Source organism: Thalassospira lucentensis (assembly GCF_032921865.1).
GTDB lineage: Bacteria > Pseudomonadota > Alphaproteobacteria > Rhodospirillales > Thalassospiraceae > Thalassospira > Thalassospira lucentensis_A.
Genome location: NZ_CP136684.1, coordinates 1,116,571 through 1,142,463, shown reverse-complemented (window position 1 = coordinate 1,142,463; position 25,893 = coordinate 1,116,571). Strand labels below are relative to the sequence as shown.

General features: G+C 57.8%; 22 protein-coding genes. 14 read left to right on the top strand and 8 right to left on the bottom strand.

Annotated features, from left to right (window positions below; translation table 11 throughout):
- Nucleotides 1-2: 2 nt before the first annotated feature.
- The 7 genes from ureC to R1T41_RS05755 all read left to right on the top strand — a co-directional run bounded on the left by ureC (nt 3) and on the right by R1T41_RS05755 (nt 6,863).
- Entirely contained in the window at nt 3-1,712 is a 1,710-nt protein-coding gene (gene ureC, locus R1T41_RS05785; protein ID WP_317340554.1) for an urease subunit alpha, read from the top strand.
- Between the two features lie 11 nt (nt 1,713-1,723).
- Nucleotides 1,724-2,341: an urease accessory protein UreE gene (locus tag R1T41_RS05780; RefSeq protein ID WP_317340553.1), complete on the top strand. Its 618-nt coding sequence runs from the start codon at nt 1,724-1,726 to the stop codon at nt 2,339-2,341.
- The gene (locus R1T41_RS05775; RefSeq protein WP_317340551.1) at nt 2,331-3,056 is read left to right on the top strand and encodes an urease accessory protein UreF; all 726 of its coding nucleotides are present in this window, start codon (nt 2,331-2,333) and stop codon (nt 3,054-3,056) included. The genes R1T41_RS05780 and R1T41_RS05775 overlap by 11 nt, the downstream gene beginning before the upstream one ends.
- Nucleotides 3,053-3,673, top strand: coding sequence for an urease accessory protein UreG (ureG, locus tag R1T41_RS05770; protein WP_317340549.1), 621 nt, complete (start codon nt 3,053-3,055; stop codon nt 3,671-3,673). Before R1T41_RS05775 ends, ureG begins: the two co-directional genes overlap by 4 nt.
- A gap of 1,293 nt (nt 3,674-4,966) precedes the next feature.
- The gene (locus tag R1T41_RS05765) at nt 4,967-5,515 is read left to right on the top strand and encodes a biotin transporter BioY (protein ID WP_317340548.1); all 549 of its coding nucleotides are present in this window, start codon (nt 4,967-4,969) and stop codon (nt 5,513-5,515) included.
- Between the two features lie 74 nt (nt 5,516-5,589).
- On the top strand, nt 5,590-6,264 hold the full coding sequence (locus tag R1T41_RS05760) for an energy-coupling factor ABC transporter ATP-binding protein (RefSeq protein ID WP_317340546.1): 675 nt from the start codon (nt 5,590-5,592) through the stop codon (nt 6,262-6,264).
- Nucleotides 6,261-6,863: an energy-coupling factor transporter transmembrane protein EcfT gene (locus R1T41_RS05755; protein WP_317340544.1), complete on the top strand. Its 603-nt coding sequence runs from the start codon at nt 6,261-6,263 to the stop codon at nt 6,861-6,863. Before R1T41_RS05760 ends, R1T41_RS05755 begins: the two co-directional genes overlap by 4 nt.
- 92 nt (nt 6,864-6,955) lie before the next feature.
- Here the strand turns inward: R1T41_RS05755 and fghA are convergent, their stop codons facing one another.
- On the bottom strand, nt 6,956-7,813 hold the full coding sequence (gene fghA, locus R1T41_RS05750) for an S-formylglutathione hydrolase (protein ID WP_317340542.1): 858 nt from the start codon (nt 7,811-7,813) through the stop codon (nt 6,956-6,958).
- Nucleotides 7,814-7,886: 73 nt separating this feature from the next.
- Nucleotides 7,887-9,011: an S-(hydroxymethyl)glutathione dehydrogenase/class III alcohol dehydrogenase gene (locus R1T41_RS05745; RefSeq protein WP_085645581.1), complete on the bottom strand. Its 1,125-nt coding sequence runs from the start codon at nt 9,009-9,011 to the stop codon at nt 7,887-7,889.
- Nucleotides 9,012-9,112: 101 nt separating this feature from the next.
- Between R1T41_RS05745 and R1T41_RS05740 the strand changes: the two genes are divergently transcribed.
- Nucleotides 9,113-9,988: a LysR substrate-binding domain-containing protein gene (locus tag R1T41_RS05740; protein WP_062951191.1), complete on the top strand. Its 876-nt coding sequence runs from the start codon at nt 9,113-9,115 to the stop codon at nt 9,986-9,988.
- Nucleotides 9,989-10,067: 79 nt separating this feature from the next.
- On the opposite strand, the gene R1T41_RS05735 is transcribed toward R1T41_RS05740, so the two are convergent.
- Both R1T41_RS05735 and R1T41_RS05730 read right to left on the bottom strand, forming a co-directional pair.
- Entirely contained in the window at nt 10,068-10,853 is a 786-nt protein-coding gene (locus tag R1T41_RS05735; RefSeq protein WP_317340539.1) for a 3-hydroxybutyrate dehydrogenase, read from the bottom strand.
- A gap of 344 nt (nt 10,854-11,197) precedes the next feature.
- A complete protein-coding gene (locus R1T41_RS05730; RefSeq protein ID WP_317340537.1) occupies nt 11,198-12,808 on the bottom strand; it encodes a sigma-54-dependent transcriptional regulator in 1,611 nt (536 codons plus the stop codon).
- A 224-nt stretch (nt 12,809-13,032) separates the two neighbouring features.
- Between R1T41_RS05730 and R1T41_RS05725 the strand changes: the two genes are divergently transcribed.
- The gene (locus R1T41_RS05725; RefSeq protein WP_317340535.1) at nt 13,033-14,250 is read left to right on the top strand and encodes a methionine gamma-lyase; all 1,218 of its coding nucleotides are present in this window, start codon (nt 13,033-13,035) and stop codon (nt 14,248-14,250) included.
- A 167-nt stretch (nt 14,251-14,417) separates the two neighbouring features.
- Here the strand turns inward: R1T41_RS05725 and R1T41_RS05720 are convergent, their stop codons facing one another.
- A complete protein-coding gene (locus R1T41_RS05720) occupies nt 14,418-14,642 on the bottom strand; it encodes a hypothetical protein (protein ID WP_317340533.1) in 225 nt (74 codons plus the stop codon).
- Here R1T41_RS05720 and R1T41_RS05715 point away from each other — a divergent pair.
- The 3 genes from R1T41_RS05715 (at nt 14,633) to R1T41_RS05705 (ending at nt 19,492) form a co-directional block, all read left to right on the top strand.
- A complete protein-coding gene (locus tag R1T41_RS05715; RefSeq protein WP_317340531.1) occupies nt 14,633-17,017 on the top strand; it encodes a transketolase in 2,385 nt (794 codons plus the stop codon). The genes R1T41_RS05720 and R1T41_RS05715 overlap by 10 nt on opposite strands.
- Nucleotides 17,018-17,182: 165 nt before the next feature.
- On the top strand, nt 17,183-18,112 hold the full coding sequence (locus R1T41_RS05710; protein ID WP_317340530.1) for a calcium/sodium antiporter: 930 nt from the start codon (nt 17,183-17,185) through the stop codon (nt 18,110-18,112).
- A 234-nt stretch (nt 18,113-18,346) separates the two neighbouring features.
- Nucleotides 18,347-19,492 (top strand): HPP family protein, encoded by a 1,146-nt coding sequence (locus R1T41_RS05705; protein WP_317340529.1) that lies wholly within the window; start codon nt 18,347-18,349, stop codon nt 19,490-19,492.
- A gap of 19 nt (nt 19,493-19,511) precedes the next feature.
- Here the strand turns inward: R1T41_RS05705 and R1T41_RS05700 are convergent, their stop codons facing one another.
- From R1T41_RS05700 to R1T41_RS05690, 3 genes are all read right to left on the bottom strand, one after another.
- The gene (locus tag R1T41_RS05700; protein ID WP_247794687.1) at nt 19,512-20,210 is read right to left on the bottom strand and encodes a MarC family protein; all 699 of its coding nucleotides are present in this window, start codon (nt 20,208-20,210) and stop codon (nt 19,512-19,514) included.
- Nucleotides 20,211-20,385: 175 nt separating this feature from the next.
- Complete coding sequence (locus tag R1T41_RS05695) at nt 20,386-20,718, bottom strand: HNH endonuclease signature motif containing protein (protein ID WP_317340528.1); 333 nt, start codon at nt 20,716-20,718, stop codon at nt 20,386-20,388.
- 30 nt (nt 20,719-20,748) lie between these two features.
- A complete protein-coding gene (locus tag R1T41_RS05690; protein ID WP_062960657.1) occupies nt 20,749-21,654 on the bottom strand; it encodes a M48 family metalloprotease in 906 nt (301 codons plus the stop codon).
- A 445-nt stretch (nt 21,655-22,099) separates the two neighbouring features.
- Here R1T41_RS05690 and R1T41_RS05685 point away from each other — a divergent pair, with 445 nt between their 5' ends.
- Together R1T41_RS05685 and R1T41_RS05680 are read left to right on the top strand one after the other, a co-directional pair.
- The gene (locus R1T41_RS05685) at nt 22,100-24,424 is read left to right on the top strand and encodes a type I secretion system permease/ATPase (RefSeq protein WP_317340525.1); all 2,325 of its coding nucleotides are present in this window, start codon (nt 22,100-22,102) and stop codon (nt 24,422-24,424) included.
- Nucleotides 24,424-25,728, top strand: a complete 1,305-nt coding sequence (locus R1T41_RS05680; RefSeq protein WP_317340523.1) for an HlyD family type I secretion periplasmic adaptor subunit — start codon at nt 24,424-24,426, stop codon at nt 25,726-25,728. Before R1T41_RS05685 ends, R1T41_RS05680 begins: the two co-directional genes overlap by 1 nt.
- Nucleotides 25,729-25,893 lie beyond the last annotated feature (165 nt).

Below are 25,893 nucleotides of genomic sequence, written 5' to 3'. Positions count from 1 at the left end.
AAATGGCTTATGAAATTGATCGCGCATCCTATGCCGCCATGTTTGGCCCGACCGTGGGCGACAAGGTCCGACTGGCTGATACCGAGCTTTTGATAGAGGTCGAACAGGATTTCACGATCCTTGGCGAAGAAGTCAAATTCGGTGGCGGCAAGGTCATCCGCGACGGCATGGGCCAGTCGCAGGCATCGCGTGCCGAGGGATCGGTCGATACCGTGATCACCAACGCGCTGATCCTTGATTATACCGGCATCATCAAGGCCGATATCGGCATTCGCGACGGTCGTATTGCCGGGATCGGCAAGGCCGGGAACCCCGATGTGCAGCCTGGTGTCGATATCATCATCGGTCCGGGGACCGAGGTGATCGCCGGTGAAGGCAATATCATCACCGCAGGCGGGATTGACGCCCACATTCACTGGATTTGTCCGCAACAGGTCGAAGATGCGCTGTATTCCGGCGTGACGACGATGCTGGGCGGCGGGACCGGCCCGGCAGCGGGCACGAACGCCACCACCTGTACGCCCGGCCCGTGGCACATTGCCCGCATGTTGCAGGCAGCCGACGGATTGCCGATGAATATCGGTTTCTTTGGCAAAGGCAACGCGACCCTGCCGGGGTCATTGATCGAACAGGTCAAAGCCGGTGTTTGCGGGCTTAAACTTCATGAAGACTGGGGCACGACCCCGGCGTCGATTGATACCTGTCTGTCGGTGGCCGATGACCTTGACGTGCAGGTGATGATCCATACCGATACGCTGAATGAAAGCGGCTTTGTCGAACATACCCGTGCATCGTTCAAGGGCCGCACCATTCATACCTTCCACACCGAAGGGGCCGGTGGCGGCCATGCACCCGATATCATCAAGCTGTGCGGCGAGGCCAACGTTCTGCCAAGTTCGACCAACCCGACACGTCCCTTTACGGTGAATACTATCGACGAGCATCTTGATATGCTGATGGTGTGCCATCACCTTGATCCGAAAATCCCCGAAGACGTCGCCTTTGCCGAAAGCCGCATCCGCCGCGAGACCATTGCGGCCGAGGATATCCTGCATGACCTTGGCGCGTTTTCGATCATTTCGTCGGACAGTCAGGCCATGGGCCGCGTGGGCGAAGTGATTTCGCGCACCTGGCAGACGGCGGACAAGATGAAAAAGCAGCGCGGCAACCTGTCGGAAGACGGGCCGGGGAATGATAATTTCCGTGCAAAGCGTTATGTCGCGAAATACACGATCAACCCGGCAATCGCACAGGGCATTGCATCCCATGTCGGATCGATCGAGGTCGGCAAGGTTGCCGATATCGTGGTCTGGAAGCCGATGTTCTTTGGTGTCAAACCCGACATGATCATCAAGGCGGGCATGATCATCGGGGCGGCGATGGGGGATCCGAATGCCTCGATCCCGACACCGCAGCCGGTTCATTATCGTCCAATGTTTGGGGCCTATGGTTCGGCATTGTCGAAATCGAGCTTCTCGTTCGTATCCCAGGCCGGGATCGATGCCGGGATTGCCGCCGAGTTTGGTCTGGCAAAGCAGCTTCTGGCGGTTTCGAACACGCGCAATATCGGCAAAAAGGACATGAAACTGAACGATGCCCTGCCGAAAATGGAAGTCGATCCGGAAACCTATCAGGTTCGTGCCGATGGCGAACTTCTGACCTGTCAGCCGGTTGATCGCGTGCCGATGGCACAGCGTTACTTCCTGTTCTAGGAGCCCGGATCATGCGTCGCGCCATTGAACATATCCCGGTCAGCCAGTCCGACACATCCGAAGTGCGCGGTACGGTAACACTTGCCTTTGCCGACCGTCACCGGCGGCGCATCCGGCTGATGGATGATGCCGGGGATGCGTTCCTGCTTGATCTTCCGCATGCGGTGCGGTTGGGGGATGGGGATAAGTTGCGTCTGGTGGATGGCGGGGTGATCGTGGTGCGGGCGGCTGCCGAGGACGTCCTGACCATCACCTGTTCCGGCCCGATTGCGGCGGCCAAACTGGCATGGCATATCGGCAACCGTCATACCCCGCTTCAGGTCCTGAAAGACGGGCGGCTTCGCATCATTGATGATCATGTCATGCGCGATATGGTCCAGGGATTGGGCGGTGTTGTTTTTGCCGAAGTCGCCCCGTTCGATCCGCTAAATGGGGCCTATCACGGGCTGGGCGGTGGCGGCCACGGGCACAGCCACGGCAATGATCATTTCGAAGACCCGCATGATCATGACGATCACAATCATGACCACCGGCATGATCACGGCCATGACCATAGCCATGCGCATTCTCACGGGCATTCCCATTCTCATGCGCACGCCCATGCAATCGGGGAGCCGCATGACCACTGATCTTGATCCCCGTTCCCCCGCCAACCTGACGCCGGGTGGCCTGATGCGGTTGATGACATGGCTTAGCCCGTCATTCCCGGTCGGTGCCTATACCTATTCCCACGGTGTTGAATACGCGGTCGAGGATCGCCGGGTCATCAGTGCCGAGAGCCTGACAACCTGGATCGAGGGGGTTCTGGAATTCGGTGCGGGGCGGATTGATGCGGTGCTGTTCTGTGCCGCATGGCGCGCGGCGCGTGCGGAGGACCTGGACGCGCTTTTTGATATCGGGGTTGATGCCGATTGCTGGCGCGGGACGGCTGAAATGGCGCTGGAGGCAACCGCACAGGGGCGTGCCTTTGTCTCGACCGCCCAAAAGGTCTGGGGCGATGGCATTTTGACCCTCTGGGCAAAACGAATGCGCGATGATGACCGCCTGCCGTCCTATCCGGTTGCGGTTGGTATTGCCGCGGCCGAGGCGGATGTGCCGCTGCGTGATGCGCTGAGCGCGTTTTTGCACGCGATGGCGGCCAATCTGGTGTCAAGTGCGGTGCGTCTGGTGCCGTTGGGGCAGACCGATGGTGTGCGGACCCTGGCGTCCCTTGACAAGGCGGTGGCGATGGCGACCGAAACCGCGATGAATACCGATCCGGTCAATCTTGGGGCGGCGGCCCCGATGGTTGACTGGACGTCGATGAAACACGAAACCCAATATACGAGGCTTTTCAGATCATGAGCTCACCCCTTCGCATTGGTATCGGTGGCCCGGTTGGTTCGGGCAAAACCGCCCTTCTGGAACGGCTGTGCAAGGCCATGCGCGACGAGTTCAATATCGCCGCGATCACCAATGATATTTACACCCGCGAGGATGCCGAATTCATGACCCGGTCGGGGGCATTGGCCGCGGACCGTATTGCCGGTGTTGAAACGGGTGGCTGCCCGCACACCGCCATTCGCGAAGATGCATCGATCAACCTTGCCGCGGTCGAGGATATGAGCGCCAAACATCCGGGGCTTGAAGCGATCTTTATTGAATTGGGTGGTGATAACCTGTCGGCGACCTTTTCGCCGGAACTGGCCGATATCACCATCTATGTCATCGACGTTTCAGCGGGCGACAAAATCCCGCGCAAAGGGGGGCCTGGCATCACGCGGTCCGATCTGCTGGTGATCAACAAAACCGATCTGGCACCGCTTGTCGGGGCGGATCTGGGGGTGATGGACCGCGATGCCAGAAAAATGCGCGGCACCCGTCCGTTCCTGTTTACCAATCTCAAGGCGATGGATGGCCTTGAAGACGTCAAGAATTTCATCATCGAGACAGGGGGGCTCCGTCAATCCGCAGCGTCCTGATGGGGATCTGGACGCAATATTACCGGATGACGGGAGCACACGGGCCCGGTCTGAAAATGGCCGGGCCTGAGCTATTTGGTCGGAAGGTTGAGTACGGACGATAGCCGCGTGCGCGGACTGCATATAAAACTTTTTTCAAAAAGTTCTTGATTTGTTCTTTTAATTATGGCATAAGAGAAAAGTCAACGGGAGAAAACCGCCCGGACCGAAACCCGCGAGGCCTTGAGCCTCGCGGGTTTTTGCGTTTGGGGCCGGATGAAAGAGGTGATCAGGATGCAGCGGCAAGGATTGAGGCAGGGCGACGGGGTGATCCGTAGAATATTGACCGGCGGATGGCGGAGCCATTATGGCGGCTTTCTGCACAAGGACTAAGGGGACTAACCCGGTCATTTGTCATGACGGGAGAGGTGCGTCTTGTTGGAAAAGGAGCGTTAGATTTGCCGGGAGCGGCAGTAATGGCAGCAGGGGGCAGCGGTTGGCTGTGGCCCGTCGATGGAGGACCAGTGGGGGCCGTGCGCCCGAAGTGTGTCCGGGCTCCATCGGTTGCGTGAAGGCCGCCATTGCCGAAGATGACCGGAGCGGGTGGTGGGCCAGAAGGCCGTCAGTTGGCGAGGATGGCGAACGCCCGAGGTTTGTCCGGGCTTCGTCTGTTGCCGGAAATGTTGACATGGCCGGGAGTGATCGGAGCGGATCGAGAGCCCGAAGGTCGTCTGCTGGCGAGGATGGCAGATGCCCGAGATGTGTCCGGGCTTCATCGGTTGCCGGAAATGCCGACATGGCCGGGAGTGATCGGAGCGGATCGAGAGCCCGAAGGTCGTCTGCTGGCGAGGATGGCAGACGCCCGAGATGTGTCTCCGGGCTCCATCGGTTGCGGGAAGTGTCACCATTGCCGAAAGCGACTGGAGCGAGTTGTTCGTCCGAAGGCGGCCTTGTCAGCGGCGCTGTCTGCGCCCGGTTGGGCGAGGATGCGAAAGCCCAAGGTTTGTCGGACTTACCTGATTGCGGGAAGCTCGGTTTTGGGTGGGGGGCCTTGCCGTCGCATCGGTCATCGGCTGTCTGCGGTCCGGCATGTGATGCTGTTTGATCCGCGGCAAGCTTTTGAAACCAAAATATTATTAGGCGATTCTGATCATGTCCTGATGGGAATGAAGCGTCATTTTGCTTTGCGATCTGCGGTTTTGCGGCTATCCCTTCGGCCGTTGAACCGGTCGGGAGGACCGGAAAACGAACGGTGATGTGTCGGGGCTTGTGCCATCACCGTCGGGGAGAACGGGAAGGAAGGATCGTGAAATCATGAACACCAAAGATATCGTCTATATCGCGCTGTTTGCGGCTGTGACTGCCGTGCTTGGGCTGTTTCCACCCATCACCCTGCCGATTACCGGGGTGCCGGTGACCGCGCAATCGTTGGGACCGATGCTGGCCGGGGCGATTTTGGGGGCGCGTCGTGGCGGGCTTTCGATCCTGCTGTTTGTTGTGCTGGTTGCGCTTGGCCTGCCGCTTCTGTCGGGTGGTCGCGGTGGTTTTGGCGTTCTTCTGGGGGCGACGGGCGGCTTTATCGTTGGCTGGGTGATTGCAGCCTTTGTGATCGGCCTGCTGATTGAAAAATTCTGGGACAGGCTGAATGTCGTTAACGCGGCATTGTCGATCGCGATTGGCGGGATTGTTGTCCTGTATGCGATTGGCAATCTTTGGGTCAGCATCGTTGTTGAAATCAGTTACTGGAAGGCGACCGTTGGTGCCGCACCGTTCCTGATTGGTGATGTGATCAAGGTTGCGATTGCGACGGCTGCCTGCCTTGCCGTGCGCCGTGCCTATCCCTTGATTTCCAAGGCACGCTAGGTTTTGATGGGGCGCGGTCATCAGATCGCGCCTTTTGCTGTTATTCCCTGTCTGAAATTTTGTGCCGGGTGCCGATGATCACGCTTGAAAATGTCACCGTGGAATTCGATCAGCGTCGCGTGCTTGACGATATTTCACTGTCACTTTGCGAAAAGCGGATCGGGATTGTCGGGGCCAATGGATCGGGCAAAAGCACGTTTGTCCGGCTGCTGAACGGGCTTCAGGTGGCATCGTCGGGGATTGTGCGGGTCGATGATTTCGACGCCGCCAAGGACGGGCGCAAATTGCGCCGCCATGTCGGTTTTGTTTTTCAGAACCCGGATAACCAGATCGTCTATCCGGTGGTCGAAGAAGACATCGCCTTTGGCCTGAAGGCGTTGAAACTGCCAAAGGACGAGATTGACCGTCGTATCGACGAGATCCTTGCACGCTATGGCCTGTCGGAATTTCGCAATCATCCCAGCCATCTGTTAAGCGGGGGCCAGAAGCAGCTTCTGGCGATTTCCGGTGTGCTGGTGATGGCACCGCGTTACGTCATCTTTGACGAACCGACCACGTTGCTTGACCTGCGTAATCGCAACCGGGTCGAACGCGCGATTGCCGAACTGGATCAGACCGTGATTACGGTTTCCCATGACCTTGATCTGATTGCCGGTTATGACCGGGTGCTGGTGTTTGAAAATGGCCGGATCGCCTGTGATGATGTCCCGGCCATCGCCATTCCCCGCTATCGGGAGATGATGGCGTGATTGCCGGACTTTACATCGATGGCAATTCCGCCCTGCACCGCGCGGCGGCGGGGTTAAAGGTGCTTGCCCTTGTGCTGCTGGGGACCGGTGTTTTTCTGATCCCTGACTGGCCGGTTCTGGCCATGGTGCTGGTGACGGTTTTTGTCCTGTATCCGGCTTCGGGTTTTGGTCCCCGCATCCTTTGGGGGCAGATCAGGCCGATATTGTGGTTGCTGGTTCTGTTCTTTGCCGTGCAGCTTTGGCTCAATGACTGGCAGGCGGGGCTTGTGGTGATTTTCCGGCTAGCCGCGATTGTTACCTTCGCCGGGCTTGTCACCCTGACGACCAGAACGTCCGACATGCTGGCCGCGCTGGAGCGGGCGATGAGGCCGCTGGCGCGGTTTGGGGTGAACCCGGAAAAGGTCAGTCTGGCCTTTTCGATGGTGTTGCGATTTATCCCGGTGATTGCGCAAATCGGTCATGAAATCCGCGATGCGCAACGGGCGCGCGGGCTTGATAAATCGGTGCTGGCGCTTGTGGTGCCACTGATCATCCGCACGCTTAAAACGGCGGATGATGTGGCCGATGCCATTGATGCGCGCAGCTTCGACCCGGATTAATCTTCCAAAAAAAAGACCCGGCACGCCTACAGGGACGAGGCGCGTGCCGGGTGAAAACCGCTTGGGTGCGGGTTCTGTGCGGTTACCTGATCTCAGGCGATACCAAGATGCCACGCGTGGAAACGCAGATGGTCTTCGATAAAGCTCGCGATGAAGTAATAGCTATGGTCGTAGCCTTCCTGCATGCGCAGGTTCAGCGGATAACCGGCGTGGCTTGCGGCGGCAAAAAGCGTATCGGGTTTAAGCTGCTCGGCAAGGAAACCATCGGCATCGCCCTGATCGACAAGGGCAGGGGTTTGCGCATCCTTGGCGGTGGCGGCCTTCATCAGTTCGGAGCTGTCCCACTGTTTCCAGACGGATTTGTCATCGCCGAGATAATTGCCAAGCGCCTTCTGGCCCCACGGGCAATTGATCGGGTTTGAAATCGGCGAAAAGGCCGTCACCGATTTGAACATGCCCGGATTTTTAAGCGCGATCATCAGCGCACCGTGCCCGCCCATCGAATGGCCGGAAATCACCGCATCATCGGAAATCGGGAAATGATCACGGACAAGGGCCGGAAGCTCCCGGGTCACATAATCATACATGCGGTAATTGCGCGCCCAGGGTTCCTGCGTCGCGTTGACGTAAAAACCGGCGCCCTTGCCGAAGTCATAGGCTTCTTCTTCGTCGTCAGGCACATGGTCGCCACGCGGGCTGGTGTCGGGGGCGACGATGGCAATGCCAAGTTCGCTTGCGATGCGAAACGCGCCGGCCTTCTGCATGAAGTTTTCATCCGTGCAGGTCAGTCCCGAGAGCCAGTACATCACCGGCACACGGTTGCCCTTGCCCGCCTGACGCGGCAGGAAGATGGCAAACCGCATATCGCAGCCCAGCACATCGGACCGATGGGTATATTGTTTGTGCCAGCCGCCGAATACCTTGTTGCTGGACGAATTTTCAATGCCCATTTTATTCTCCCGTTCGCCCGCCTTGCCGGAATTTTACCGGCAAGGCGGTTTTATTGTATGAAGCTGGACGGTCTTAGTAATGAATGACCGAACGGATGCTTTCGCCTTCATGCATCAGGTCGAAAGCTTCGTTGATGTCTTCAAGCTTCATGGTGTGGGTGATGAAATCGGACAGTTTGAATTCGCCCTTGAGGTAGCGTTCGACATAATCGGGCAGTTGCGAACGGCCCTTGACCCCGCCAAAGGCGGTGCCGCGCCAGACGCGACCGGTGACAAGCTGGAACGGACGGGTCGAGATTTCCTGACCGGCACCGGCGACACCGATAATCACCGACTCTCCCCAACCCTTGTGACAGCATTCAAGGGCGGAACGCATCACATTGACATTGCCGATGCATTCAAAGCTGTATTCAACGCCGCCATCGGTCATCTCAACGATGACGTCCTGGATCGGTTTGTCGAATTTTTGCGGGTTGATGGTGTCGGTCGCGCCAAGCTGTTTGGCGAGTTCGAATTTCTTTTCGTTGATATCAATGGCGATGATGCGGCTGGCACCGGCCATTTTGCAGCCGATGATGGCCGAAAGGCCAATGCCGCCCAGACCGAAAATCGCAACGCTATCGCCCGGTTTGACCTTGGCCGCGTTGGTGGCGGCCCCCATGCCGGTGGTGACACCGCAACCCAGCAGGCAGACTTCTTCAAGCGGGGCGGTTTTGTTGACCTTGGCAATCGAGATTTCCGGCAGAACCGTATATTCCGAGAAGGTCGAGCAACCCATATAGTGATAGATCGGCTTGCCATTCTGCGAGAAGCGCGTGGTGCCATCGGGCATAAGGCCCTTGCCCTGGGTGGCGCGGATTTTCTGGCACAGGTTGGTTTTGCCCGATTTGCAGAATTTGCATTCGCCGCATTCCGGGGTGTAAAGCGGGATCACATGATCGCCGACCGCAACACTGGTGACACCTTCGCCGATTGATTCAACAATCCCGCCGCCTTCATGGCCAAGGATGGCGGGGAAAATGCCTTCGGGGTCGTCGCCCGACAGGGTAAAGGCATCGGTGTGGCAAACGCCGGTGGCAACGATGCGCACACGGACTTCGCCGGCCTTGGGCGGGGCGACCTGAACTTCTTCAATCGATAGCGGCTTGCCCGCTTCCCAGGCAATGGCGGCTTTGCAGGTGATGGTTTGGGCGCTCATGTCGCTCCTCCGGCTTGAATGATTTACTGCCAACAGTGTATTTATTTCCCCTGATCTGATAATCCGGTATTTCGGTAAATGACTTTTACGGTGGTGTAATAATGAATGCGTGGGACGGGATCAGCGAATTTGTCGCCGTGACGGAACGCAAAAGCTTTACGGCAGCCGCCAAGCAGCTTGGCATTTCCGTGGCCCAGGTCAGCCGCCAGATCACCGCGTTGGAAGAAAAGCTTGGCGTGCAGTTGTTTTACCGCACCACGCGCAAGGTCAGTGCGACCGAAGCCGGGCAGGTTTATTACCAGCATTGCCGACAATTGCTGGATGGCTTGCAGGATGCGGAACGCGCAATTGGTACCCTGACACAGGTGCCGCGCGGCAAGCTTAAACTGACCGCGCCCACCACCTACGGCGAAACCGTGATTGCGCCGCTGGTCAATGACTTCGTCGCCCGCTATCCGGAACTTGAAGTCCAGTGCCGCTTTACCAACCAGAAACTTGATCTGGTGCTGGAAGGCTATGACATGGCGATCCGGCTTGGGCGGCTGGATGGCACGACCGGCAGTTTGATGAGCCAGCAGCTTTCAACCCGCCGCCTATATGCCTGTGCGTCGCCAGCCTATCTGTCCAAACGTGGCGAGCCGCATTCGCTTTCGGAGCTGGCGCGCCATAACTGCCTTGTCGGGACGCTGGATTATTGGCGGTTTGAGGAAGACGGGCGCGAACGCACCATCCGCATTCATGGCTCGATCCATGCCAATAGCGGGCAGGCGCTTTTGGATGCCGCGCTAAAGGGCATCGGCATCGTCCAGTTGCCGGATTATTACGTCGATCCGTGGATCGCCAGTGGCGATCTGATCCCGGTCCTGTCCAAGTTCCAGCCGACCGATGAAGGCATCTGGGCGCTTTACCCGACCAACCGGCACCTCAGCCCCAAGATCAGGATGCTGGTGGAGCATTTGGGGCGGTATTTGGGGTGATTTTGTCACCGAACGGTTCCATTTACCCTGAAATCGAGGAAATGATACCGTTCGGTGTCAAAATAGCTGCATGAAAGCTTTACTGTGCGGTCCAGCCACCATCGACCGACATATGTGTGCCGGTCATTTGGGATGCGGCGTCCGAGCACAGGAATAGCGCGGTCTGGCCGATCTGTTCGGGGGTGACGAACTGTTTGGACGGGTGTTTGTCCGAGACCAGATTGGTTGCGGCCTGTTCGACGGAAATGCCGCCTTCCTTGGCCTTGGCTTCGATCTGGCGTTCGACCAGTTCGGTGCGGACCCAGCCCGGGCAGATTGAATTGGCTGTGATGCCGCTTTCGGCGGTTTCAAGGGCTGTGACCTTGGTCAGACCCATGATGCCGTGCTTGGCCGCGACATAGGCGGCCTTTTGCACCGATGCGACAAGCCCGTGCGCGGAGGCGGTATTGATGATCCGGCCCCAGTTTTTCTTTTTCATGTTCGGCAGGGCAAAGCGCGTTGTGTGAAAGGCCGAGGTCAGGTTGATCGCAATGATCGCGTCCCATTTTTCCGGCGGGAAATCCTCGATCAGGGCGGTGTATTGAATGCCGGCATTGTTGATCAGGATATCGGCACCACCGCCGAATTTTGCGGCGGCATCTTTCATCATCGCTTTGATCTGGTCGGGTTTGGAGAGGTCCGCGCCATTGTAATGCGCGGTCACGCCAAATTCGGTTTCAAGCGATTTGCGGGTGGCCTCGATTTCGTCCTTGTCGCCAAAGCCGTTCAGCATGACATCCGCCCCGGCCCCTGCAAGGGCCTTGGCCATCGCAAGGCCGATGCCGCTGGTCGATCCGGTAACAAGTGCGCATTTGCCTGTCAGCATGATGTTTCTCCCTGTGGGTGAGGAGTTGTTCCTCTTGTTAAGTGAGGGTCAGGACTCATTAATTTGATTGTAATGGCAGGTGTTATATTTGCGAAATCCAAGGAAAAGCCCGCCGTGCGGGTCGGCATCCCGAACAAGGGATTTGACGCCGGAGTTCGCAAATATAGCACCTGTCCTTCGGATCAATCGGATTTGCACGGGCTACTTTGTCGCAAAACCTTGAAAGATAAATATCTTCCTGCGATTTTGCTTCGCGTATCCGCACAAATCTGATTGACCATTTCAATCAAATTAATGAGTCCTGACCCTATGGATCATGCCGCAATGCAACATGGGAGGCAAGATCAACCGGAAATGCCATATTTGCGAAGCTTGCGGGCAATCGCAGTGTGCGAGATTCCAAGCCGTTCGGCAAGCTTCCGCGAGCTTGGATAATCCGGGTAAAGGCGCATCAGCATTTCACGTTCGAGCATGTCGATCCCATCGGCAAGTGTGCCCTGCGCGATGGCCGCATTGATCGGGTCGGTTGCGGGGGCGGTGGTTGCCGGATCGCGGAGTCTGTCGGGGTCATTCGTGGCCGTGGCGGGCGGGTTGCTTGCGGTGGTGGTCAGGTCGCGTGCGGTCAGGATGTCACCATCCAGCAGGGCGACCGCCCGGAAAAGGGTGTTTTCCAGTTCGCGCACATTGCCGGGCCAGTCGTGGCTGGCAAGCCAGGACAGGGCATCCCTTGCGATATGGGGGGTGGGGCGTTCGGTTTGCTGGGCGGTGCGGGTGACGAAATAAAGGGCCAGTTCGGCAATGTCTTCGCGACGGTCGCGCAAGGGTGGCAGGGTGATGCCAAGGACGTTAAGGCGGAAATAAAGGTCTTCGCGGAAAGTGCCGTCATGCGACATGGTTTCAAGGTCGCGGTTGGTCGCACTGATGATGCGGACATCAACCGCAATTTCATCCGTGCCGCCGACGCGCCGGAACCGGCCATCCTGCAACACGCGCAAAAGCTTGGCCTGTAAATACGGTGTCAGTTCGCCGATTTCATCGAGAAACAATGTGCCGCCATCGGCCAGTTCCAGAAGCCCCGGCTTGCCACCGCGACGCGCACTGGTAAAGGCCCCGGCGGCATAGCCAAACAGTTCGCTTTCGGCCAGACCTTCGGGCATGGCGGCACAGTTAAGGGCCAAAAACGGCTGATCGGCCCGGTTGCTGGCCCGGTGGCAGGCGCGGGCGAAAAGCTCCTTCCCCGTGCCGGTTTCGCCGAGGATCAGAAGCGGGGCATCGACCGATGCCAGTCGTTTTGCCTGTGCCTTGACCCTTGCCAAAACCTTGCTTTGGCCGATGATGTCGTCAAATCCGGTGTGGCTGCGATCCTGAAGCGCGGTCATGACGCGGCCAAGGCGCGCGGCGCGGTGAAACACCATGACCCCGCCCCATGGTTCGTCATCGGCGGCATCGGTGCCATCATCGACATGGCCGATCGGTTCGACCTGTAGCAGATAGGTCTGCCCGCCCAGCGTGACCTCGCGTTCCGGCAGGCGGAAATGGCTTTGGCGCAGGTCATCAATATCCGGGTCGGTCAGGAAATCGGCCAAGGGCCGGTCGCGCAGCGGCGCATCGGGGGAGCCTGCGATATTTTGCGCTGCCGGGTTGGCCTGTGCGATCAGGCCGTTGGCATCCACCGCGATCACCGGATCACCAAGGGCGGCAAGGGTTGCGTGCAATTGGGCGCGCCTGCGCTCGGTTGGCAGGCGGTCAATCGGTTTGACGTCCTCGATGCCGGGGAGCTGCATCAAACGATGGGCCAGCAGCGGAAAACGTTCCGGCCGGATTGCCGGGATATCGGCAAAGATATGATGGGTTGTGACCTCGAAAGCGCGGATATCGAGTTTGAAATCCGCCAGCACATTGACGACGTCCCGCGTGATGCCGACCCTGTTTTCCCCGGTGATTTCAAAACGCATGGCTGTACCGAAATGTTTACACTGTAACGAAAACTATACAGCCGTAAGCGACTGTTTTCCAGTGGTTTTGCCAAAATGTCGCCGTTGGTGAAGGTGTTTGTAAACTTAAGTTTACAGTTGATCTAAGGGCGGTGGCACTAAGTAACTGAAATACAGGGGTTTTCAATTCTGGCACGGGCCTTGCGGAGATGAGGGCAGAACACTTTAGATAACGGGAGCCTTCCATGTCTGATCCGCGTCACACCAAATCCGGTTTTGCCACCCGCGCCATCCATCATGGTTATGATCCGCAAAGCCATAATGGCGCGCTGAACCCGCCGGTTTACATGAGCTCCACCTTTGCGTTTGAAACCGCCGAACAGGGCGGGCGCATGTTTGCCGGTGAAGAGCAGGGCTTTATCTATTCGCGTATTGCCAACCCGACGCTGGCCCTTCTTGAAAGCCGTCTGGCGGTGCTTGAGGGCGGTGAAGCAGCCCTTGCGACCGCATCGGGCATGGGGGCGATTACGTCGGTCTTCTGGACATTCATTGCGCCGGGGGATGAGATCATTGTCGATCGCACCCTTTATGGCTGCACATTCGCCTATTTCCGTCACGGGCTTGAGAAATTCGGGATCAAGCATACCCATGTCGATCTGACCGATCCCAAGGAGCTTGAAAAGGCGATTTCGGACAAAACCAAAATCGTTTATTTCGAAACCCCGGCCAACCCCAATATGCGTCTGGTCGATATCGAAGCCATTTCCGAGATCGCCCATAAACATGGTGCCAAGGTCGTGGTCGATAACACCTATTGCACGCCGTATCTGCAGCGCCCGATTGAGCTGGGGGCTGATATTGTCGTGCATTCGGCGACCAAATATCTGGGCGGTCATGGGGACCTGATGGCCGGTGCGGTGATTGGCCGTGCGGAAGACCTTGAACAGGTTCGCCTTGTCGGCCTGAAAGACATGACCGGTGCGGTCCTGTCGCCGCAGGATGCCAATCTGGTGATGCGGGGGCTCAAGACGCTTGAACTTCGTATGGAGCGCCATTGCGACAATGCCGAAAAAATCGCGGCCTTCCTTGAAAGCCATCCGAAGGTCGAAAAGGTTTTCTATCCGGGTCTTGAAAGCTTTGCGCAATATGAACTGGCGAAAAAGCAGATGGCCCGCTTTGGCGGCATGATCGCGTTTGAACTTAAAGGCGGGATCGAAGAGGGCCGCAAGCTGATGAACGGTCTTAACATGATCACGCGCGCGGTCAGCCTTGGCGATGCCGAAACCCTGATCCAGCACCCGGCATCGATGACCCATTCGACCTATACGCCCGAAGAACGCGCCGAATATCAGATCACCGATGGCCTGATCCGTCTGTCAGCCGGTCTTGAAAGCATCGACGATATTCTTGCCGATCTTGAACAGGCACTGGACGGCGATCAGATGGCGATTGCCGCCGAATAATAGCCCGGCATTTTCAGGCATTTCCCGAACAAGGGAGGCGGACCGCACCCCCCGAACGATTTGCGGTCCGTATAAGGTTGCGCATGGCGTGGGTGCCGTTCCACGCCATGCGGCAACCGCCTTGGCAGCGTTGGGGCATCCGAATCGGGATTGAAGACAGTCAAAAATCAATTCCGGGCCTGTGTGCCACATTCGACGAATTTCAGAAAACTTGCGTGGGCTGAACGAGGGTTTTTTGAAAGTTTCGTCAATCCTGCGATTTTTGTTGCTTTCGCTTGATTGGCGTCGCGCAGCAGCAAAAATACGCAAATCCATACCGAAATAAGGCGTGCGGCAAAACCGATGAGATCGGGCCGAAACGCCAGCGAGAGGCGAGATAAAGATGTCAGCACAAAACAGCACACCTGAAATTGGCGAAATGATCGAAGCAACCTCGACCGGGCGCGTGGCGGCCAAGGATCTTGAGATGCTGGGCCAGATTGAAAAAAAGGTGCGCTGGCTATCAAGCTGGACCATCCATAACGCCAACCATATCCGCCCGAAACGCGATGGCATCAAGGTCGGCGGGCATCAGGCAAGCTGTGCATCGATGACCACATTGATGACAGCGCTTTATTTCAATGTCCTGCGCCCGCAGGACCGGGTTGCGGTCAAGCCGCATGCATCGCCGGTTTTCCATGCGATCAATTACCTGTTTGGTCGCCAGACCAGGGAAAAGCTTGAAAACTTCCGCGCATTTGGCGGCGCGCAATCCTATCCGTCGCGGACCAAGGATGGTGATGTTGTCGATTTTTCGACCGGGTCGGTCGGGCTTGGGGCGGCGGTTACCAACTTTGCGGCGCTTACGCAGGATTACCTGCGTTACAAGGATATGCTGCCGCGTGGGGAAAAACCCGGCCGCATGGTCGCCCTTGTCGGTGATGCGGAACTGGATGAAGGCAATATCTATGAGGCGCTTCTTGATACCTGGAAGCATGATATTCGCAATGTCTGGTGGGTGATCGATTACAACCGTCAAAGCCTTGATGGCATGATCGATGCGCATCTGTTCCGCGTGATCGGCCGGTTCTTCCGGGCGGTTGGCTGGAACGTGATCACCATCAAATATGGCCGCAAACTGCATGATGCCTTTGCCAAGCCGGGTGGAAAGTCGCTTAAAAAATGGCTGAACGAGGCGCCGAATGATGTCTATTCCGCCCTGACCTTCCAGGGGGGTGCGGCGTGGCGCAAACAGATCCTTGGCGATATGCCGGGCGACAATGCGCTGGCAAGCCTGCTTGGCGATTATGATGACGATGCCCTGCATGACCTGATGACCAATCTGGGCGGGCATTGCATGGAAGCGGTTTTGAATGCGTTTGATTCCGTTCCCAATGACAAGCCGACAATCTTTATCGCCTATACGGTCAAGGGTTATGCCACCCCGCTTCAGGGGCACAAGGACAACCATGCGGGCCTTATGAATGTGGCCCAGATGGATGCGTTCAAAAAACAGAACAATGTTCAGGACGGGCAGGAATGGGATTATGCCGCCGGTCTTGACGTGGCCGAGGACAAGGTGCGTGCCTATATCGATGCCGCGCCGTTTAATGACGGCAAATCGCGCAAGAAGCTCGCGACCGTCATCGACATTCCCGAAATGCCTTATGCGCGGGTTGATACATCGAGCACGCAGGAAGTCTTTGGCAAGATCCTGAACGAGCTTGCGAAAATGAAGGATAGCGATCTGGCGGACCGGATCGTCACCACATCGCCCGATGTGACGGTATCGACCAACCTTGGCGGGTTTGTGAACCAGCGCGGGTTGTTTGCGCGTGAAAACCTTGCCGATGAATTCCGCGAGCGCAAGGTGCCCTCGGCCCAGAAATGGATCAGATCGCCCGAAGGCCAGCATGTCGAGCTTGGCATTGCCGAAAACAACCTTTTCCTCAACCTTGCCGCCCTTGGCCTGTCGCACAGCCTGTTTGGCCAACGCCTGTTCCCGATCGGGACGCTTTATGATCCGTTCATTGCACGCGGCCTCGATGCGCTGAATTATGCCTGTTATCAGGATGCGCGGTTTATGGTTGTCGCCACACCAAGCGGCATTACGCTGGCGCCCGAAGGGGGCGCGCATCAGTCGATCTCAACCCCGATGATCGGCATGGGGCAGCCGGGCCTGACCAGTTTCGAGCCAAGCTTTGGCGATGAACTTGCCACCATTATGGGCTGGTCATTTGATCATCTGCAAAATCCCGAAGGTGGATCGGTTTATCTGCGCCTGTCGACCAAGCCGCTGGCACAGCCGGAACGTGATCTTTCCGATGCCACCAAATCCGAAATCGTATCGGGTGGTTACTGGCTGCGTGAACCGGGCGAAAGTTGCAAAATGGCGATTGCCTATTGCGGCGCAATGGCCCCCGAAGCGATTGCCGCATGGGAAAAGCTTGAAGCCGATCATCCGGGAATTGGCTTGCTTGCGGTGACATCGACCGACCGGCTTTATAACGAATGGCAGGATCTGGAACGGGCGCGCCTTGAAGGCAAGGCCGATGGCCGCATGGCCCATATCGAAAACCTTCTGAAGCCGCTGGCATCGGATGCGCGGCTTGTTACCGTGATTGACGGTCATCCGGCGGCATTGGCATGGCTTGGTTCGGTCCGCGGTCACGCCGTCGCCCCGCTTGGCGTCAATGCGTTTGGCCAGTGCGGCGACAGCATTGATCTTTATAAATATTACCAGATCGATACCGATGCGATCATCCGCGCGACCAAACGCTGGGATTGATATCCATCTGGAAATCTGCGTTAACGGCCGGGAAATTCCCGGCCGTTTTGCTTTGCGGACGGAAATGTAATCAGGGTCACTTGCGCTGGCCCCGGGGTGCACACACATCTGCGCGCTGTATGCTGTGACAATATTGATCATTGGCGCATTTTGGGGGCTTTGGTTATGGAATATCTGATGTTGCTGGCGGGCCTTGCCGGTCTGTTTTTCGGGGGCGAGGCGCTGGTGCGTGGCAGTGTCGGGATTGCGCAGCGTCTGGCGATGCCGCCGCTTCTGATCGGCCTTACCGTGGTTGGCTTTGGCACATCGACCCCGGAATTGCTGGTTTCGGTTGATGCGGCCCTGCGCGGGGTTTCCGATATTGCGCTGGGCAATGTTGTTGGATCGAACATCGCCAATATTCTTCTGATCGTGGGGGTATCGGCGCTTGTCTGGCCGATCCGGGTTTCTGGCGATACGCTGAAACGCGACACGGCGGTGATGATGGCGGCCGCCATTATCCTTGTGCCGATCTTTGCCTTCGGGATGATGGGGCGCGTTGCCGGGGGGATCCTGTTTGCATCGCTTGTCGCTTACCTCGTGTTTGCCTATCGCCAGTCGCGCAATGCGCCCAATGCGCCGCTTGCCGATGAGGGTGATCTGCCGGTTCCGGCGCGTGGCTTGTGGCTGTCGCTGATCTGGGTGATTGGCGGGCTGGTGGCGCTGATGTTTGGCGCGCGTTTCATGGTCGATGGCGCGGTGACGATTGCCCGAACCTTTGGCGTGTCAGAAGCCTTTATCGGGCTTACGGTTGTTGCGGTGGGGACTTCCCTGCCGGAACTGGCGACCTCGTTAATCGCGGCCTTGCGCAAGCAGTCGGAAATTGCCATCGGCAATATCGTCGGATCGAACATTTTCAACATTCTGGGTATTCTTGGCCTGACCGCCATCATTGCCCCGATCCCGGTTGCCAGCCGTTTCCTGACCTTCGATCTGCCGATCATGATCGCGGTGTCGCTGGTTCTGACTTTGCTGTTGCGCCGTCAAACGATCGGGCGGGGGATCGGGATTGTGATGCTTGTCGCCTACGCCGGATATGTGTTGGCAGCGCAGTAAAATATTGCCAGCCAGCCAGCACAGGCGCGATCTGGTCTTTTGCAGGGCATTGCGATCAGGGGTCTTGCCGGGAGAAGTTCGAAAGGAGGGCCCGGTGCCCTCCTTTTTGTTGGGGGATTTATCGGCTGCCGATATTGACGGGAATGCGAATTACAAATACTAGAAAAAATCGCATTTATAAAAAATTGAACAATAATGAAATGTTCAATAACGGGCCGGAAATGAACCAATCCTATGAAACTTCGCAATTTTCGCGCGCTTTATCCGGCGATACCGGCCAGCACGCATAAGGAAGCCATCCGTGCCGGGTTCGGGGCGCTGATCGGGCTGGGGATTGCCGGTTTTGTTCTGTCGTTCCTTGATCTGCATGCTGCCGGGCTTTATCTGATCGCCCCCTTCGGGGCGTCGTCCGTGCTGCTGTTTGCCGTGCCAAACAGTCCGCTGGCACAGCCCTGGTCGGCGATTATTGGCAACAGTGTCGCCGCCCTTGCCGGGGTTGCGGTTTGCTATGTGATCCCCGATCCGGTTTTGCGGGTGGCGGTGGCTGTCGGGCTTGCCATTACCGTGATGATCGTGGCGCGTGCCGTCCATCCGCCGGGCGGGGCGGTTGCGATGGTTGTTGCGATGAACCCGGATATCGCAACCGAGCTTGGCTTTCGGTTTGCCCTGACACCGGTTGCGGTAATCACGGCCATTCTTGTTCTGACGGCAGTACTTTATGCCCGGGCAACCGGGCGGAAATATCCGCTGCGCCATTTCGATGACAAGAGCCCCTTTCAGACAACGGACCGTTCCCCGATTGAACGGCTTGGTCTGGACGAGGGGGAGCTGAATACCATTTTGCAGCAATATCGCCAGTCGCTTAACCTTGGCGTCGAAGACCTAGCGCGCCTGATCGGGGCGGCTGAATTTCAGGTCGCCGCCCATCGCGCCGGGCCGATTACGGCAGGTCAGATCATGTCGCGCGATCTGGTGACGGTGAATGCCCAAACCCCGCTTAACGAGGTCGCCGACCTGTTCCGCCGTCACGGATTTACATCATTGCCGGTCATTCAGGATGACGGCCGTTTTATCGGGGTGATTTTCCAGATCCATCTGATCCGGCGCGCAACCGAAGATGCCCTTCGTCTGGATCGCGGGTTGCTGGCATCGATGGCGCGCCTGATTGATCGCCGTCGCAATGTCCCGATCCGGGCCATCGAAATCATGTCGGTGACAGAGCCGCGGGCAACGGCCAACACCCCGATTGCGGCCCTGCTGCCATTGATGGCGGATGGGGCGTGCGATGCCGTCCCGGTCCTTGAGGATAACCGGATCATCGGCATCGTCACCCGACCCGACCTTATCGCCGCATTGGCCCATGCGGGGTTGAAGGGTTAGGCAACGTCGAAGGTGCCGATCAGAAAAACGCCTGTTTGATGCCATCGATGATGAACTGGATGGCAAGGGCGGCCAGGATCATGCCGAGCAGGCGGGAGATCACGGTCGCGACTGTCGGGCTCAGGCGTTTGGCGACCAGATTGGCCAGAAGGAACATGGTCAATGCGCACAGCATGACAAGGCCGACAACCGCGACGACGCTGACCTGCATCACCACGCTGTTTTCATATTTGCCCATCAGCAGCATCACGGTCGCGATGGAACCGGGACCGGCAAGGAACGGGATCGACATCGGGAAGATCGAGATATCGTCGGGCTCGTCTTCGGCCTGTGCCGGTTTGGCATCGGTGATCTGCTGATCAAGTTCGTGTTCGTCTTCAAGTTCCTGATGAACCTGTTCGGCGCGCTGGTTGCGTTTCTGGCTGCGGCGTTCAAACAGCATTTCAAGCGCGATCAGGAACAGAAGCGTGCCGCCAGCAATCCGGAAGGCCGGCATATGAATGCCAAAGATGCCAAGCACGCTTTCGCCTACCACGGCAAAGGCCGCAAGGATCAGGAAGCTTGCGATACAGGCCCGGATCGCCATGCGGCGGCGATGTCTGGTATCGGTTCCCTGCGTCAGAACGATAAAGACCGGCACCAGTCCGATCGGGTCGATGATCACGAATAACGTGACAAAGGCCGGGATCAGTTCGCTCAGCATGTCTAGGCTTGGCATCTGGTTTCCTTTGTCCGTTCGTAGGGTCAGGACCCTAAAGCTGATCGTTTGTCATAGTGCCAATTGCGACCGGATTTGTCGCCGCAAAACTGGGGCCGTATATCGGCCCGGCCACGCAAGGTAAACCTTTATGTCGGCGGTAAAATGCAATCGGCTGTTGTCGATTTTCGTGATTTTAACGGCTGCGGCGACGATTGCGCCCGTATCGTCCGGCATTTTCCGGCCAGTCGACATAATCAACGGGTTTTTTGCGTATCCATCGGATGAATGTCTGCATATCGGGATGGGGGATGATTTTTTCGGGTGTATTGAGATCGCGCGCCAGCGTCGTTTCATCAAACAGCCGATGGATCATGCGATGACAGACCCGGTGCAGCCATTCGGTATCCGTGCCGCCCTTTGATTTTGGCGTCCAGTGATGCCGGTCGACACTGTCGCCCGCGACCATCATTCGCCCGCAAATCGGGCAGGGACCAAGTTCCTGATCTGGCGTGGGCGATATGGGCATGGAAGAGGACGTCGTTGTTGTGAGGTCGAACTAGTTTGCGCCGGGCGGACGCCGGTTTTCAAAGAATTTCTGCCATGTGCCCGGTTTAAGGTCGCGCAGTGCCCGGATGCGGGCGCCGACCGAGGGATGGGTATCGAGCAGGGATGGCGGTTGCGTGCTGCGATAGGCGATCAGACGCAGGCGGCGGCGATTGATCTGGTCGATATGCAAAAGCGCATCAATCATGTCTTCGGGTCCGTTCAGAAGGTCGCTTGCGCCGTGATCGGCAATGAATTCACGATCCCGGATTACTGCGCGCTGCAACAGGAAGCTGATCGTGGGCACCGCCCCGAAAATGATGATCATCCATGCCGGCGGGTTCAGATCGCCAAAGATGAAAACCATCAATCCGAACAGGGCCACCGTCCAGGTCGCGCGATACAGAACATCGGTCATCAGAAGGATGCGGGTATCGCCATGCCATGCGTGGGCGATCTCGTGCGCCAGAAGGGCGCGCATCTGGCGCGGGGAAAGGTCATGCAGGGCGTCGCTGGAGATTGCGATGGTGGTATCCTCGGCCGTGCCGGTGGTGATCGCATTGACCCCCTTGCCCGGCAGAAGGAAAAGTTTGGGCAGGTAATCAAGCCCGGCACGGCGTGCCAGCATGGCCGCCATTTCATGAATGGCGGGGAATGATCCGCTATCGAGTGGCCGGGCACGCAGAAGCTTCATCAGGATTTCGGGTGAAACCATGGGGGCAAGCATCAGCATCAGCGCAACCGCAATCGCAGCCGAAATCGCCATCGACAATCCGCCCAGCATCCATGCGCAGGCCGCAAGAACACCCGCCATGCAGGCCATCAAAGGAAAGGTGTGCGAAGCGCCCCCCGGGCTGATGGCAAGAAAGCGTTGCAGGAAGCCGGGGAGATCTGACTGGTTGTTTTCGTCGTTTTCCATGCGGTTTACCGATTCTCTTTCCCTGTATGAAAAGTTGTTCCTTTGCGCCGGAACAGCAAGGGCAGAGAATTTTCCGGCAGGTGGTGTCAAGGTTATGCCAAAAGCCGTGGTATGGATTTGAGATCGCGCAATTCAAACCGGAAAATGGATGATTTCCAGTATGTTGCCCGTAAGTTTCGGCCATCTGTTTGATGGCAGGGCGTTGCGGGCCGGTCCGGATTCGCCGCCAATGATCGCATCTGGGGATGTGCGAAAGACGGCATTATTGCCCGCAAATCGTTGAACTTCCTTAATTTGTTAACACATCCTTATATGTTGCCCTAGAATAGTGCTTATGCAATCGGATAGGTGGCTCGTAACAGGTTTGTCGCGGGTCGTTTGGCGCGTGCACCATATTTGATATGATACAAGACTTGCTGCGAACGGGGTTTCGGGAAGGAACACAATGACCCTGCTGGACAAAATCCAGTCGGTCCGCAAGGCGGGCGCGACACGGGAAGGGGATCGCACCCCGCTGGAACGGGTGTTCTGGCGGTCGATTGCCCTTGTCGGCGGATTCAGCATGGTCATCAACATGCTGAACATGGTCATCCCGATCTATTCGATGCAGGTATTTGACCGTGTCCTTTCCAGCCGCAGTGTTGATACGCTGCTGTTGCTGACGCTTGGTATCGTGCTTGTCCTGGTCTTTATTGCGGCGATGGAACAGTTGCGTTCCCGCCTTTTGATCCGGGTTGGCACCGCGCTTGATCTTCGGCTTGGCGGCGATCTGTTTGCCCATGTCGTGCAGCAGGCGGCACGCGGTAACAATATGCGCCAGCGACCGTTGCGCGATCTTTATGGTCTGCGCGGGTTTCTGACCGGATCGGGTCCCTTTACCCTGATCGATTTCATGTGGGCGCCGGTTTATATCGGTGTGGTTTTCGTCTTTGATACCCGCCTTGGGCTTGTGGCCTGTGCCGGGGCGACGATCCTGATCCTGATTGCGATTGCCAACGAGGCGGCGGCAAAGATTTCGGTCGACCGGTCCGAAGAAAGCCAGAACCGGGGCATCGCGCAGGAAGAAACCTATATCCGCAATGCCGAGGCGATGGAAGCCATGGGCATGACCCCGTCCGCGCGCCAGCGCTGGCAGGCAGACCAGTCCGATGCCCTGTATTGGGAAGGTCAGGCCAGCCGCCGGGTGGGAACATCGACCACGCTTTCGCATTTCATTCGTCTGGCGATGCAGGTCTGCTTTATCGGTGTTGGTGCCTATCTGGTGCTGACTGAGAGCATCACGATCGGGATCATGGTGGCATCCATGATCATGGGGATGCGGGGGCTTGCCCCATTTGATGGGGCGGTTTCGGCATGGCGGAGCTGGAATTCGGCACGCAATTCTTTCGAACGGCTGAACAAGATCCTTCTGGATAAACGTCAGACGAATACGGCCCCGCTGCCGCGCGGGCGCGGTATGTCGGTGACTGTTGACCGGCTGGTCTTTGCACCACCGGGCAGCCGAAACGTCCTGTTCAAGGGATTTTCCTTCAAGACCGGGCCGGGGCAGGTGATTTCCATCGCCGGGTTCAACGGGGTTGGTAAAACGGCCCTTTTGAAGCTGATCATGGGCATCTGGGTGCCCGGATCGGGATCGGTCAAACTTGACGAGATCGAAGCATCGCGCATTGATCGCGGTGAACTTGGCCCGCAGGTTGGTTATCTGTCGCAGAACCCGTTCCTGTTTCCGGGGACGATTGCCGAAAATATCGCGCGTCTTGGCAATGCGGAAATGCGCGACATCATTCAGGCGGCCGAGCTGGCCGGGGCGCACAAATTCATCCTTGATCTTCCCGATGGCTATGAAACCCGGGTTGAACGGGGCGGGCGCAACCTTTCGGGCGGGCAGCGACAGCTTATTGCCCTTGCCGCGGCGCTGTTCGGGCGGCCGCGCCTGTTGCTGCTGGATGAACCGACAACCGCCCTTGATGACAATGGTGTTGGTCATATCAGTGCGTTGATTGACATCGTGCGCCGGGCCGGGATCACGACCTTTATCGTCAGTCACGAACGCGAAATTCTTTTGCGGGCCGATGCGATCCTTGCCCTTGCCAACGGGCAGATTCAGGTCGTGCCGGTGCGGGCCAAGGCCGATCAGATGATTGCGCCTCCTCCCGCCCCAATGGCCTCGCCCGCGACCGAACCGGCGCGTGACGGACAAATGCGGATCACGCCCAAACGGATTGCCGTGCCCAATCCGGATGCACCACGCCCGATCATTGAAAAGAATTCGTCGCAAAATCAGACACCTGAACAGCCGCCCCTGCCGGCAGGCATCATGCCGACGCCGACGCCGACGCCGACCCGGGCACAGGCCAGCCGTGCCGCGCAGGCCAAGGCAACGGCCGGGATCGAGCGCACCGAAATGGTGCCGCAACCGACCCCGGGCGGCACCATGATGACCATGCGCCCGGCGACCCGTAAAAAGGCCGCGGCAACGGCGGATGAACGTGCGGAACGGATGCGTATCGCCCGTGAAAAACAGGAAAAACAAAGGCTGAGCGCGCGCAAGACCGCCCGCGAAGCCGCCCTTGAAGCCGGTCGCAAGGAAGCACGTGCGCAGGTTCTGGCCAAAAAGGCCGCCGCGCGGGAAGAAGCCCGCAAGGCACGACGTGCCGCCGAACGCGCCGCCGCAGAACAGCCAGCATCGGCCCCGCGCCCGAAACGCAGCGATCCGCCGCAGCTTCGCGTGGTTGAAGGATCGGCTGGTCGCAGACAGGGTGGTGCCTGATGGCAGGGGTGCAGCTTCCGACCGCGCGCGAACTTGAAACCGATGTCAGACCGCTTGTGCGGATCGGCCTTCTGATCCTGATCCTGGGTGTCGGGTCGGTGATTTTGTGGGCGGCAACCGCGCGCATCAACTCGGCCGCGACGGCAAGCGGCGTGGTGGCACCGTTTTCGGGCCGCCAGAGTGTCCAGCATCTGGAAGGCGGGATCATTCGCGAAATTCTGGTGCGCAATGGTGCGCGCGTGCAGGGCGGGGATGTTCTGATCCGGCTGGACGATACGCGTGCGCGGGCCAGTTATGACCTGCTTAACAACCGGTATCTCAATGCGCTGGCGACACAGGCGCGCCTGATCGCCGAGCGTGGCGACAAGGACAGAATTCAGTTTCCCGCGCCGCTTTATGATCCGAAATATGCCGGGATTGTGGAATCGCAGGAAACCCTGTTTCAAAGCCGGATGAGCGCGTTTCGCGGTGAACTTGACCTTTATGACGAACGGATCAAGGAACTGCGCCGCGAGATTATTGGCACGCGCGAACAGAAAACCGCCGCCGAACAGCAGGTTGGCATCGTCAAGGAAGAGCTGGCGATGGTCAAACCGATGGTCGATCTTGGCTATGCCAGACGGACCCGGTTGCTTCAGCTTGAAAGCCGTCTGGTTGAAATTCTGGGTAATATCGGGCGGTTTTCGGCCGATATTGCGCGCATCGAACAGCAGATCCAGCAGGTCAAATCCAGTCAGGCGCAGCTCACGCGCGACAATCTGCAAACCATCAATACCGAGCTTCGCGATATCCAGGGCGAGATTTCCGACCTGAATGAACGGCTGCGGTCGGCCGAGGATATTCTGGTGCGGTCCGACATCAAGGCCCCGCGTTCCGGGACGGTCACCAATTTGCAGTTTTCGACCGTTGGCGGGGTGATCCCGCCCGGTGCGCAAGTCCTTGAAATCGTGCCACAAGATGACAAGCTTGTGATCGAGGCACGGGTATCGCCGAACGATATTGATGTCGTGCATGAGGGGCTTGAGGTTAATATCCGGGTGACGGCGTTCAGCCAGCGCTGGTTTGCGCCAGTAAAGGGCATTGTGTCCGATGTTTCGCCGGACCGTCTGACCGATCCGGAAGGCCGCCCGTATTTTCAGGCGATGATCGAAATCGATTCGGAAAGTCTTGCCGAACATGAAGGCATGATTTTATCGCCGGGAATGGCCGCACAGCTTGAAATCGTGACCGGTGCCAGAACGATTCTCGCCTATCTGTTTGCCCCGATCACCGACAGTTTTGATCGCGCATTCCGCGAACAATAGGCACTGGCGCCCGATTTGGGGTGTCTATATCCACCCTATACAACCTGACAGATTCTGTCAGAGGCGAATTTCGCCTTCCAAATCCCCGTAAAACATGAAAAAAATGTGATTTACCGATTCTGGTGCTCATCTTCCGTTGATGGGCTCTTGATTGGGGTCTATACT